Here is a 13,339-nt window from a genome sequence, read left to right as displayed (position 1 = left end):
TACTCACTGCCACCCGTCTATCTCAAACTCATGGAGATTGTCCCTCGTAATCATGGTGCTGGGCAGGCTTATGTATTTCTCCACCGGATCCCCGTCCAGGTATCGGTACGCGGTCTCAGCCGCCTTCCTGCCTATGGACCTTGGGCTCTGGGCGCTGGTTCCTGTCACATAGCCCACATCCAGAATTGCCTTGAAATCCGGAGAGCCGTCAATTCCGTAAATCAGGACGCCCTCCTCCCTCCTGGCCTGCTGCAGGGCTGCCAGAGCGCCCAGGGCCGTGGGGTCATTGCCTCCCAAAATCACGTCAAAGCTGATGTCCCGGCGCAGGAGGTCGGCCATCACATGGGAGGACACCTCAATCTCGCCTGCCGCAGCTTCCCTGTATACCACCTGGTAATTGTCATTGTCCGCTATGGTGTCCAGAAAGCCCTGTTCCCTATTGGTAATGGAGGTCTGTATGGGATTGTTGAGGATGACGATTTTAGCCTTGTCCTTTCGTTTCATCATATCCAGGGCGCAGAGCTGGCCTGCCTGGTAGTTATCCGTCTCAATAATGGAAATCACGGAATCCCTGTCCTTCACCACCGTATCCACATTGATGATGCCGACTCCTGCCTCTCTGCATGCATCCAGGGCCGGCTGTACCTTTTCCCAGTCCACGGGATTTAAAAACAGCATCTGGATGCCCTCGTCTATCATCTCCTGAATCTGCTCGTTCTGCTTTTCCTGGTCCTGAAGGGGGTCCCGGGTGAGAAGGATATCGCCGTTGGCTTCCACCACCTCTTCAATCCCCTCATTGAGTACATCAAAATACGGATTATTCCTGGTCATATAGGTGGCCCCGAACAGCCTGGCCTCATGCTGGCGCCCGCTCCCGTCCGCATGGCCGCAGCCCTCCAGCAGGAGCATAATGCCCGCTGTCAGGATTAACAAACCTGTCCCTATCTTCATCTGGTTCCCGCCTCTCTATCCTTGCCTTCATTTCCTTGCCTTCATTTCCTTGCCTTCATTTCCTTGCCTTCATTTCCCGGCTGCCTGGTCATATCCCCGGCCCGGTCCTTTCCCATTATACCGCAAACAGGCGCATCTGTAATATTTCATAGGAACTTTTTGCAAAACTTTGACTTCGACAAAAAGCGCCCCACTGCCGTGAAACGCTTTTGCCGTAAACCAGGCTTTATTCCGCCTTTTTGTTTCTTAGGTAATCCACAAAAACAGCCAGGAGAATAACGGTTCCCTTTACAACGTACTGCCAGAAGGAATTGACATTCAGCAGATTCAGGCCGTTGTTCAGCACGCCGATAATCAGGCCGCCTATGATGGTGCCGCCGATTTTGCCGGAGCCGCCTGCCATGGAGGTACCGCCCACCACAACGGCCGCAATGGCGTCCATTTCGGCTCCGTCTCCTGCCGTGGGCTGGCCGGAATACATACGGGATGCCAGCACCACGCCCGCAAGTCCTGCCATGATTCCCGAATAGGTATGTACCAGGAATTTTACCTTTGCCGTACTGATGCCTGAGAATCTGGCTGCCTGGGAATTGCCGCCCACCGCGTAGATATGGCGCCCCAGCTTTGTCTTATTCATGATAATGGCCGTGATAATCAGCACCACTGCCAGAAGTATGACTGGAGTGGGGACTCCGCCCACGTACCCGGCTCCTAAAAACTGCCATTCCTTTGTTACCACCCGCACGGGTGAGCCGCCTGTATATACATAGGCCAGTCCCTTTGCGACATTCATGGTGGCCAGGGTCACGATAAACGGCGGTATGGTTGTCTTTGATATGACCACGCCGTTAATCATGCCCACCACGGTGCCCACCAGTACGCCGCCCAGAACGCCCACTGCTATGGGAAGGCCGTAACGCGACACGCAGCCGGCTGCAAAGCAGCCTGAAAGGGCGATGATGGATCCCACGGACAAATCAATTCCCCCCAGGATGATGACCATGGTCATGCCGCAGGCCAGGAACAGGTTGGACGATATCTGTCTCAGTACGTTGAATATATTTTTCTGGGTCAGAAAGGAGCCGCTGGTTTTTGGGAACACGGATAAGAAAATACACAAAATAAGCAGGGCCCCGATGATGCCGATATTATCCTTGAAATATTGTTTTACATTTTTCTGCAATCTGGTTGTCATTTGACTTTCCCCCTTTTCTTACTTTGCTGCCAGCTTCATGATTTGTTCCTGGGTGACGCATTCCTCATGGCTGAAGCACCCGGTTATCCGGCCGTCGCACATGACATAAACCCGGTCGCTCATGTTGAGAATTTCAGGCAGTTCTGACGATATCATGATGATGGACACGCCTTTCTTCACCAGCTCATTCATAATTGCGTATATCTCAGATTTGGCGCCCACGTCCACGCCTCTGGTGGGCTCGTCCAGAATCAGTATCTTAGGGGCCGTGGCCAGCCATCTTCCAATCATTACCTTCTGCTGGTTGCCGCCGGACAGATTCCCGATAAGCTGTTCCTGGGAGGGAGTCTTGGTATCCATCATCTCGATATACTGCCTGGTAATCTCCTCCTCCTTGTCTGCATCCACCCATATGCCCTTTATAAAGCTTTTCAGCACCTCGATGGTGGAGTTGAACCGGACGCTCTGAACCTTATACAGTCCCTCCTGCTTCCGGTCCTCAGGCACCAGGGCAATACCGAACTTCATGGCATCAATGGGCGATTTAATAGCCGCCTTCTTTCCTTCCACACTGATGTCGCCCGTGCAGCCGGACGTCAGTCCGAAGATACACTTCATGGTCTCGCTTCTTCCGGCGCCTACCAGCCCCGCAAAACCAATGATTTCCCCTTCACGCAGTTCAAAGCTGGCACCTTTGACCATCTTTCCGTCTGCAATGTTTTCACATTTTAAAACAACCCTGCCGGGCTCCATGTAATCCCTGGTGTAATACTTGGTCAGCTCCCGGCCCACCATCATGGCAATGAGATGGTCCCTTGTGGTATCCTTTACCCTCTCGGTTCCCACATAGGTTCCGTCTCTCAGCACGGTTACCCGGTCGCAGATCTGCTCCAGCTCGTCCATCTTATGGGATATATATATGATTCCCACGCCCTTTTTTGTGAGCTCCCGCATGGTGCTGAACAGAAATTCCACTTCCTTGTCGGATATGGATGAAGTGGGCTCGTCCATCACGAGAATCCTGGAATGATAGGAAATAGCCTTGACGATTTCCACCATCTGCTGCTGGGCAATGGTAAGGTCCTTGACCAGCGCCCCCGCGTCAATGCTCATGTGATATGTGTCCAGAAGCTGCTGGGCTTCCTTTTCCATGGTCTCATGGCTGACCCAAAGCCCCTTTGACGGCTCCCTGCCAAGAAAGATATTTTCCGCCACAGTCATGTGAGGCACCAGTACCAATTCCTGATGGATAATGGAAATTCCGTTGCTGTGAGATGCATTTACCCCGTCAATGGTTACCTTTTTTCCGTCAATAAAAATCTCGCCCTCTTCTGCGGTGTAGATGCCGCCCAGAACCTTAATCAGCGTGGATTTACCTGCCCCGTTTTCACCGAGCAATGCGTGGACCTCGCCGGCCCTCAGTTCCAGGTCCACCCCCTGAAGCGCCTTGACTCCCGGAAATGATTTGTGGATGTTCTTCATTTGAAGCAGAACTGTTTCACTCATAATCTCACCTGCCTGTTCTTCTATTCATATGGTTCCTGACAGAGTTTCCTGCCGTACTTTTCTGTTTTTGTCCTGCCAGATAAAAAGTGCCTGGCCCCCGCAGGGGCCCAGCACTTTTTCAGACTAATCTCTTACTGCCATCCATCTGTGCCATACTTATCTACATTTTCTGATGTAATAAGGAAGGTTTCTACCGGATATCTTGATTCGACCTTATCGCCGTTTAAGTATGTATACATAATATTCACCGCGGACTGTGCAATCTTAACGGGAGACTGTGCGCCGCTTCCTTCAATCAGGGATTCCCCGGAAGCCATCTCTGCCTTGATGTCAGGAGAGCCGTCCACACCGTAAATCATACAGTCTGTAAGACCGGCCGCGTTGGCTGCTGCCAGTGCTCCCAGTGCGGTGGGGTCATTGCCGCCGAAAATAGCGACCACATCGCCGTGAGCCTGCAGCAGATCCTCCGCAATACCCATGGATACTTCCAGATTGCCTTTGGCATCCTGCTGTGCAACGATATTAAAGCCTTTTCCTTCAATTGCGTCTAAAAATCCGTTGGTTCTGTCCGTAACGGAATTCATGGTAGGAGAATCCAGTACAATGATGTCCCCGCCGTCCGGGCATTTCTTTACAAGGTCCTCGCCGCAAACCTTGCCTGCGTTATAGTTATCGGATCCGGTATAGGAAATCAGGTAGGACATATCCGCCACCTCCGTGTCAAATCCAACGATGGGGATTCCTGCTTCCTTAAGCTGGTCCAGGGCCGGAAGGATTCCTTCCGCCTCCGCCGGATTCATGAACATGGCATCAATGTTCTGGGAAATCAGGTCCTCTACCTGGGTAATCTGAAGCGTAACATCATTGGCAGGATCCACCGCAATCAGCTCATCGCCGTTGGCCTCAGCCATTTCCCTCATTCTTTTCTCAATGGTGACAAAGAACGGGTTGGTTCCGTCCATACAGGTATAGCCGAATTTGTAATGCTTGTCCGGGTCCTTCTTCTTCACATCAGCAGACGCCATATCGGCCGCTGCCGGCGCTGCCGCCTCTGTGCCTTCCTTGCTCTCCTCTGCCTTCTCAGGTTCAGCGGCCGCCTCCTTGGCTTCCTCTGTGGTCTGGGCCTGGGTTGGCGCCTCTGCGGCGGCGGCCGTTGTCTGGGAGTCCCCGCTGCTGCACCCTGCCAGGGCAGAACCTGCCATTGCCGCGCACATCATGACTGCCAACAGCTTCTTAGTACTTTTTTTCATAAGTTACCTCCTTTTACAAAATGTTTTGTTGTTTTTGCCGTAATCAAATCTTACCATTCTTTTCTTTTTAACACATGTGCACAATGTAATCATTTTTATATGACATTTGTCATATCTTTCATCATCACTTTTGCTGTTTTCCATTCTGACGCCGTAAATTTTCATCGTTTTGCACAACTGTCCGCGGGGGGATACTCATTGCACAGCAAACGGATAGGCGGCTCATCCTCCTCTATGACCGGAAAACGGCCTGCCGGCAGATAGAACCGGTTGTCCCGGTTATCGTCATTGCACATGGATACCTCTCCCAACAGCACGGGCCCCGTGCCCGGCTCCAAATGGAAATCGTGATACAAGTAGGGCTGGATGGTAATGCTCTCCCCGGGGCGCAGACGTATCTGCGTTCCCGCGGGAACCGTATACTCCCGTCCGTCACTGTGTATCAGCACATCCGTATCGGCCAGACCTTCCTCTTTGCCGGCATTATATACGCCTATGAGCACATTTCCCCCTCCCCTGTTGATGATGTCCTCCATCTTATTCCAGTGGAAATGCATGGCGGCAGACTGCCCTTCCTTCATGTACAGCAGCTTTTCCGCATAGGGTTTTGTGTACTTATCCATGGACACATTGCCGTTTCTCAGGGTGATAAGGGAGAAGCCCACCCTGTCAAAATCCCCCATTCCAAAATCCGTGATATCCCACCCCAGCATGTTATCCCGGACCTCATCGTATTCGCGTCCCTTCTCCTTCCACTCTTCCGGTGTAAAATAGCAGAATGGGGGCAGTTTAAAGGAGCATCTGTCAATCATTTTTTCCATGTCCCTCAGTGCCCTGTTGATTTCCGAACGTTTCATGGCCTTTCCTCCTTTGCCGCCTTACTCCAGATGCGAGAACACCTTGATTGTGTGGAGCACATCCTCCTTCATGGCCTGGACCGCCCACTGGGTCACATCGTGGAAAAATACATATTCCCCCGCATCCGCGCATTTTTCTTTTACATACATGCCGCCCGCCTTGGCCAGGTAGGTGTAGTAATTGATTTTCCTGACCCCGTTGGCAATGCATTTCTTAAAATCTTCGTCGCTGACCCCGGAGCCGCCGTGCATCACAATGGGAATACCAATGCTTTCCCGAATCCTGTGTATCCTGTCAAAATCCAGCTTGGGAGTGGTCAGATACAGCCCGTGCACGGTGCCGAATGAGCAGGCCAGGGCATCTATCCCGGTAAGCGCGGTAAAAGCCCGGGCCTGTTCCGGGTCCGTATAGCAGCTCTCCACAGCCTCCCCCTCTTCGCCTTCTCCCACGCTTGAGAATTCCTGCCTTCCCATGGCTCCAATCTCAGCCTCCACGGAAGCGCCCCAGTTTCCGGCCATTTCCACCGCAATCTTTGTGTTTGCCGCATTTTCCTCAAATGGCAGAACGGAACCGTCGTACATCACTGAGGTAAATCCCATTTCCAGAGCTTCCTGTAGGATTTCCAGCTTATCGCCGTGGTCCAGATGGACGCATACGGGCACAGAGGATTTCTCTGCCATCATCACCATCACGGGCCCGATGACCTTAAGAGGGATAACGGACTCGTGGACCGGCGCAAACTGCAGGATGACCGGCTGGCCCAGCTCCTCGGCCGCCCCTAATACGGCCTGAATTCCCTCCAGGGATGTGATGTTGAAGGCGCCCACTGCTATCTTTTTTGCATCTGCCAGGTCTAAGACCGCTTTCATTGAAACTAACATATTATATATTCTCCTTTCCTCCGGCCTGCGCCGGGACATACGTGGTTTTACTGTCTCTTACGGAAGCATCCTTGGCTTTGCCCTGGTGAACATTCCCTTTTTCGTCACAGAGGCGTTATTTTCTATGTCACGGACGGATGATGCTCTGCTTCTCCCATCCCGCCTCCATCTTCTGCCTCAGCTCCTCAAAGGGCAGCAGGCCGCTCAGGGCGTCGTAGGCCGTGACGCAGGAGGCTCCCGTGGCAGCTGCCAGCCGCGCGCATTCAAGTGGCTCACAGCCGTCCAGCATGGCCTTTATGAAGGCGGCTATACTGGTATCCCCTGCTCCAGTCCCCGACAGGATGCAGTCCGGCACATAGCTGTCCTCAAAATGGCTGATGTCATTCCATCCTGTAAATCCCGGCAGGACCTCCTTCCACACCGGCTCAGGTGCTGTCTTCAGGTACATGCCCGCTGCCCCGCATTTCAGAAGAACGCACCGGGTCCCCATGGACAGCGCTCTGGCAGCCAACGGCTTCACATCCTCCTTAAAGGACAATATGCCCGTGACATCCCCGTCTCCTGCCGTCTCCTGCCATTTACAGTACAAAGGGCGGTCCAGCATGTATCCCAGCTCCTCAATACTCGGCGCAAAGAAATCCACATAGGGCAGCACCCGTTCCAGTATCTTTGCCCAGTCCATGTCCGCTGCTTCGGAATCCGGGTCCACCGCCACCAGGTCCAGGGATGTGGTAAGCCCCATGGATTTTACCTTCTTAAAAAGCCTTACCAGTTCCTCCCCGTCATCCAGATAGAACCTGCGCATGATTGGAGGATAACCAAAATGAAAATGCGCCGCTTCCCCCACTTTCCCAAAGTCCACGTCTGCGTAGCCAAAGGTATCATTGCAGCCCGGATCGTGAAGAAAAAACCGGTCCAGTCCCTTAGGCGCCAGAACAATGGTATAGGACGTATTCTCTCCCGGAACCTGGCTGATGCAGGACTCACAGCCGTGTGCGCTTATCATGTCCTTCAGAGCATTTCCGAAATAATCATCGCCTATTTTGGCCATCAGGACCACGTCCGCTCCCAGACGTTTGAGCCCCAGACCAGTGTTGGAAACAGCGCCTCCTGTACACATCATGGCCTTTCCCACTTTAAGCAGCTTTCCCGGCTGAAACAGTTCAGAGAGCTTCTGCCTCCCGCTGTTTTGGAAAACCGGCGTAATGTCCAGGGAAATATGCCCGGCCACTGCTATCTTTTTATTTCCTTCTCCCATCTTACTTCCCCCTTCCGCACCCAATCATAGCAGTTTTTAAAAATAAATCCAATGGTTTGTGTGCAATTATTACATAGGTAATATTTAATGTGACATTTGTCATGTACATATTGCACAACACAAAAAAGGCCCTGAGGGCCGTGATATTCACAGCGCCCCCAGGGCCTGGTAAACCATTTATTTAACCGGTACATACATATTCAAATGGTACATGCGGATTCCATGCTTCAATCACACAGCTCACGCGATTGCCGCCGCTGTCTGTCCCCTGTCCCCGGACCACTCTATGGCATCATATGCCTGGGCGATGTTCAGCATATGGTCGCCGATTCGCTCGTAGTCAGTCAGCATTTCCGAATACAGGATGGAGGACTCCACGTTGCAGTTTCCCTCCCGCATGCGGTCAATCTGGTTCTGACGGAACTTACGGGTTATATCGTCAATCCGCTGTTCAATCTCAGCCACCTTAAGTAAGGGAGACTGGGTGTCCCCGGCAGCTGCCGCCATCAGAAGCTCCATGCCTTCCCGGCAGGTTTCCTCCATAACAGCGAATTCCTTCTTTGCGTAATTGGAAAACTTAAGTCCTTTTTCCTCTATGGTTTCGGCATACTCCGCCAGGTTCATGGCATGGTCACCGATTCGCTCAATATTCCCCAGAATGGTATACATCCTGTTCAGAGTGTCAATATCCTTGGGCGTCTGGTCCAGCACAAGGATCTTGGAAATCTTCCGGGACAGCCTCATATTGCTTAAATCAATCTCCTCTTCCCGGTCTGCTATGGCCTGGATTCCCTCCGAAGCACCATCCTCCACTGCCTTGAAGCTCTGGGATACGTTCTCTGCCGCTGTTGCCAGCATCCCCTTAATCTCATCATGAATCTGGTTAATAGCGATGGTGGAGATACCAAGGTGGTGCTTGGAGGCCATAAGTCCCTCAAACCACTGGTCCGCATCCATTACAGGCACTGCCTTATCCGGAAGAATTGCAATGGCAATCTTCTCCAGAAGCGCTCCAAAGGGCAGGAGAATGATGGTCGTGCTGATATTGAAAATGGTATGGACATTTGCAATCTGCGCCACCGGATTATCCGGAGTCAGGCTTACCACGAAGTCCGTAAACGGAGTCAGGATGCACAGGGTCACAAACAGCGCCGTACCAATCACGTTGAACATCAGGTGAATCAGCGTGGTGCGCTTTGCATTGCGGCTGGTTCCCACGGAAGCCAGAAGCGCCGTGATACAGGTGCCGATATTCTGGCCGAACAGCACGAACACCGCACTGTGAAGGTTGATGACGCCGCCCATGGCCAGGGCCTGAAGAATACCCACAGACGCGGACGAGGACTGGATGATGGCTGTGAATACCGCTCCCACCAGGATTCCCAGAAGAGGATTGGAAAATTTGGTCACCATATGGATGAAGGTCTCAGAATCCCTCAGTGGAACCATGGCATCGCTCATCATGCCCATGCCGATGAACAGGACACCGATACCGGCGATAATACCTCCCACATGCTGTACCTTTTTATTTTTCGAGAAAATCAGGGACATGACGCCCACAAAGGCGATGAGCGGGGCCAGGACTCCTATGTCCAGGGCAATAAGCTGTCCCGTAATGGTGGTGCCCACATTGGCACCCATGATAATCCATACAGCCTGCTTAAGTGTCATTAGACCTGAGTTGACAAATCCAACGGTCATGACGGTTGTTGCTGAAGACGACTGAATCAGGGCCGTTATTCCGGCGCCAACCAGCACTCCCAGAAAACGGTTTGCCGTAAGGCGCTCCAGTATCTGCTTCATACGGTTTCCAGCCACAGCCTCCAGATTGGTGCTCATCATCTGCATGCCGTACATGAACAGGGCCAGGCCCCCCAGCAGGCTTAAAACCAATTCTACTCCCATGTGTTTTCTCCTTTTGTCCGAGGAAATAAGCTCTTACCATATTATCACTTTATGGATAATCCCGTGTGTCCCGTAATGATTCCGGGTAAAAATGGGCAAAAATATGGCATAGCCCGCCATCCCAAACAAACGATCGCAGGTTATGCCTCCTTTATCATATTCTTGCGGCATCCGTCACACAGGGCGTTTCCCATGATATCTATAGCCTCTTTTCCTGATTATTTACGATTTTTTTACAACTTCTTTACACATACTCATTATACGGGATATTTCATATGTCGTCAATATTCTTTCCCGCCAGTAATGTAAAGTCTATGTAAATTATGTGTAAAATCTCTCCCGGAAATACATATATTTACAAATATCTCCGGGACGGAACCGCAATATTATCCAATTATTGAGCATATATTTTTCCTGTTATTATACAATGCCCGCACATCCCATGACCCGGCCGCACTTTAAAGCGCGGACTCATGCTCGCGGCCGTAGACCTCGATCTGTGTCAGAGCGGGGAAAGGAGAAGGGTCGTCTGCCTTGATAAGCTGCCCGAAGGTAAGCCATGTGATACCCCTGCGCTCCAGACGGATGATATGGGGTTCAACGCTCTTTTCAAGCTCCACTGTCTCAGAGGTTCCGTCGGAAAAAGTAAATGTCACCTTTTTCCACCAGTTGTCGTGAGGGAAGTCAGCCCTAAAGACTTGGGATTATAGGATGTCTTGCCCTCCCCAAAGGGGACCTCATAGACCAGCACATCCCCGGCCCCATAGATGAACGCCTCATCCATGGTATCATCCACCCGTATGATATAGAAGCGGTTCTTTTCCGGAAAGGAAAATATAATCTTATCCCCCTCCTCATATTCGCCCTTCCATGCCAGTACGGCCTGTTCCCTGCCCGCGGCCTCTGCCTTTACCGCATCGTTTTTATCCTTCACTGTAATCTGCATTTCCATATATATTACACACTCCTCCTTTTTACATCAATACTTTTGGGTTCTTTCATTCTACCATGGAGTCCCTGGGAATACCATATACAAAAAAGATTAAATTTTATACTATTTTAAGTATTTTAAAGCATTACCGAATATTCTAATATTTACAAAACTTTTACTTTTTATTCATCAGCGGCTGCTGTTCCTGATGTTATAATAGAAAAAAATGAATGAAGGGGATGATTAGATGAATTGGAATGAAACACTGAGAAACAACATAACACGCGCCGAGGAACTGAGAACGTATATGAGACTTACCAGCCAGGAGGAGGAACACATGACCCGGATCCTGGAACGGTTTCCCATGACAGTCACCAAATACTATCTGTCCCTCATTGACTGGGACAATCCGGAACAGGACCCTGTGTTCAGGATGTCCATACCCTCTGTTCGTGAAACCGACCTGTCAGGCGACTTTGATACCAGCGGAGAAGCGGACAACACCGTGCTTCCCGGCCTGCAGCACAAATACGCCCAGACAGCACTCATCCTGTCCACCCACCGGTGCGCCATGTATTGCAGGCACTGTTTCAGAAAACGGCTGGTGGGAATCTCCGATGACGAGACAGCCGGAAATGTGGACGAGATGACTGCCTACATCGGTTCCCACCCTGAAATCACCAATGTGCTCATATCCGGCGGGGATTCCTTTCTGAACAGCAACCAAACCATACGCCGGTATCTGGAAGCATTCAGCTCCATCAGCCATCTGGATTTAATCCGTTTCGGCACCCGCACCCCTGTGGTGCTCCCCATGCGGATTTATGATGACCCGGAACTTCTGGATATATTGGCCTCCTATACAAAAATCAAACAAATCTACGTGGTGACCCAGTTCAACCATTCCAAAGAACTGACTCCGGAAGCAGTAAGAGCTATCCGGTGCCTGATTGACGCAGGTGTCATTGTAAAGAACCAGACTGTGCTGTTAAAGGGAATCAACGATGACATCCCTATACTCGGAACCCTGTTAAAGGATCTGACCAGATACGGCGTCATTCCCTATTACATTTTTCAGTGCCGCCCCGTATCCGGGGTAAAGGGCCAGTTCCAGATTCCTCTGACAGAGGGCTGCCGCATCGTGGAAGGGGCTAAGAACATGCAGAACGGCCAGGGCAAATGCATCCGCTACGCCATGTCCCATGTCACCGGCAAAATAGAAATACTGGGCCCTGTGTCCGGCGGAAAAATGCTTTTTAAATATCATCAGGCAAAATACGAAAAGGATCTGGGACGCATATTCAGTGAGGCATTGGCACCGGGACAGGCGTGGCTGTAGAGCGGGATTGACCATACCTCAGACAAATTTCAAGCCGCGGGACACTCCCCTGATAAGGGCATGTCCTGCGGCTTTTCTTCTGCCATGGGCAGCTGTCTATGTAATTACATCAGTGACAGATACAGGTTCTTGATATCCTCAAAGGATGGGTCCTTTGGATTGCCCGGGCGGCAGGCATCATCCATAGCGGACTGTGACAGGAAATCCACGTCCTCAGGCTTTACGATTTCCTTTAAGTCGGCCGGGATACCTACGTCAGCGGACAGCTTCTTTACCGCGTCCACTGCTGCCTTACGGTACTCCTCCTGTGTCATGTTCTCAACACCCTCCACGCCCATGGCAGCAGCAATGTCCTTGAACTTGGTTCCTGTGCAGGGTGCATTGTATTCCATGACGGTTGGAAGGATAATGGCATTGGCAACGCCGTGTGGGGTATCATATAATGCGCCCAGGCCGTGAGCCATGGAGTGTACAATGCCCAGACCGCAGTTGGAGAATCCCATTCCTGTCAGATACTGGCCCAGAGCCATGCCTTCCCTGCCCTCAGGCTTGTTCTCCACCGCATCCCTCAGGCTGCGGGCAATGACTTCAATGGCTTTTAAGTTAAACATGTCGGTCATCTCCCAGGCGCCCTTTGTGGTATATCCCTCGATTGCATGGGTCAGGGCATCCATGCCGGTGGCTGCTGTCAGTCCCTTAGGCATGGAGGACATCATCTCCGGATCAACCACTGCCACTGCCGGGATATCATGGGTATCCACGCATACGAATTTACGCTTTTTCTCCACATCCGTGATAACATAGTTGATGGTAACTTCCGCAGCGGTGCCTGCCGTGGTGGGAACTGCAATAATCGGCACACACGGATTTTTGGTAGGAGCAACGCCTTCCAGACTTCTCACATCCTCGAATTCAGGGTTGGTAATGATAACGCCGATTGCCTTGGAGGTATCCATGGAGGAACCGCCGCCAATGGCGATGATATAGTCAGCTCCGGATGCCTTGAAAGCCGCAACTCCGGTCTGCACGTTCTCGATGGTTGGGTTAGGCTTGATATCGGAATAAATCTCGTAGGCCAGTCCCGCATCCTCCAGTACCTTTATCACCCTGCAGGTTACATTGAACTTAATCAGGTCAGGGTCGGAACATACAAAAGCCTTCTTAAACCCCCTTGCCTTTGCCTCATTTGCAATCTCCTGGATTGCGCCTGCGCCGTGATAGGATGTCTCGTTTAATACGATTCTGTTTGCCATGATTCTCTTCTC

Annotated in this window: 10 protein-coding genes and 1 pseudogene; 1 reads left to right on the top strand and 10 read right to left on the bottom strand. The window is 51.5% G+C overall.

Annotated elements, in window-relative coordinates:
• Positions 1-3: 3 nt before the first annotated feature.
• From LA360_RS26395 to LA360_RS31655, 9 genes and pseudogenes are all read right to left on the bottom strand, one after another.
• Positions 4-951 (bottom strand): sugar ABC transporter substrate-binding protein, encoded by a 948-nt coding sequence (locus LA360_RS26395; protein WP_002588397.1) that lies wholly within the window; start codon positions 949-951, stop codon positions 4-6.
• 226 nt (positions 952-1,177) lie between these two features.
• On the bottom strand, positions 1,178-2,146 hold the full coding sequence (locus LA360_RS26390; RefSeq protein WP_002588396.1) for an ABC transporter permease: 969 nt from the start codon (positions 2,144-2,146) through the stop codon (positions 1,178-1,180).
• A gap of 18 nt (positions 2,147-2,164) precedes the next feature.
• Positions 2,165-3,652 carry a sugar ABC transporter ATP-binding protein gene (locus tag LA360_RS26385; protein WP_112482428.1) on the bottom strand — a complete coding sequence of 496 codons (1,488 nt, stop codon included), beginning with the start codon at positions 3,650-3,652 and terminating at the stop codon, positions 2,165-2,167.
• A gap of 131 nt (positions 3,653-3,783) precedes the next feature.
• A complete protein-coding gene (locus LA360_RS26380; protein WP_112482425.1) occupies positions 3,784-4,902 on the bottom strand; it encodes a sugar ABC transporter substrate-binding protein in 1,119 nt (372 codons plus the stop codon).
• A 161-nt stretch (positions 4,903-5,063) separates the two neighbouring features.
• On the bottom strand, positions 5,064-5,759 hold the full coding sequence (locus tag LA360_RS26375) for a D-lyxose/D-mannose family sugar isomerase (protein WP_112482423.1): 696 nt from the start codon (positions 5,757-5,759) through the stop codon (positions 5,064-5,066).
• Positions 5,760-5,780: 21 nt separating this feature from the next.
• On the bottom strand, positions 5,781-6,641 hold the full coding sequence (locus LA360_RS26370; protein ID WP_112482420.1) for a class II fructose-bisphosphate aldolase: 861 nt from the start codon (positions 6,639-6,641) through the stop codon (positions 5,781-5,783).
• Between the two features lie 127 nt (positions 6,642-6,768).
• A complete protein-coding gene (locus LA360_RS26365) occupies positions 6,769-7,899 on the bottom strand; it encodes a carbohydrate kinase family protein (protein WP_112482418.1) in 1,131 nt (376 codons plus the stop codon).
• A 240-nt stretch (positions 7,900-8,139) separates the two neighbouring features.
• Positions 8,140-9,804 carry a Na/Pi cotransporter family protein gene (locus LA360_RS26360; RefSeq protein WP_112482416.1) on the bottom strand — a complete coding sequence of 555 codons (1,665 nt, stop codon included), beginning with the start codon at positions 9,802-9,804 and terminating at the stop codon, positions 8,140-8,142.
• A 458-nt stretch (positions 9,805-10,262) separates the two neighbouring features.
• Positions 10,263-10,756 (bottom strand): annotated as a pseudogene (locus LA360_RS31655) (hypothetical protein).
• A gap of 226 nt (positions 10,757-10,982) precedes the next feature.
• Between LA360_RS31655 and LA360_RS26350 the strand changes: the two are divergent.
• Entirely contained in the window at positions 10,983-12,074 is a 1,092-nt protein-coding gene (locus LA360_RS26350; protein WP_022201370.1) for a KamA family radical SAM protein, read from the top strand.
• 104 nt (positions 12,075-12,178) lie between these two features.
• Here the strand turns inward: LA360_RS26350 and fucO are convergent, their stop codons facing one another.
• A complete protein-coding gene (gene fucO, locus LA360_RS26345) occupies positions 12,179-13,327 on the bottom strand; it encodes a lactaldehyde reductase (RefSeq protein WP_022201369.1) in 1,149 nt (382 codons plus the stop codon).
• Between the last annotated feature and the right edge of the window lie 12 nt (positions 13,328-13,339).

Source organism: Enterocloster clostridioformis, from assembly GCF_020297485.1.
GTDB lineage: Bacteria > Bacillota > Clostridia > Lachnospirales > Lachnospiraceae > Enterocloster > Enterocloster clostridioformis.
Note: the sequence above shows the minus strand (reverse complement) of the source record. Positions and strands in the feature narration are given on the sequence as shown.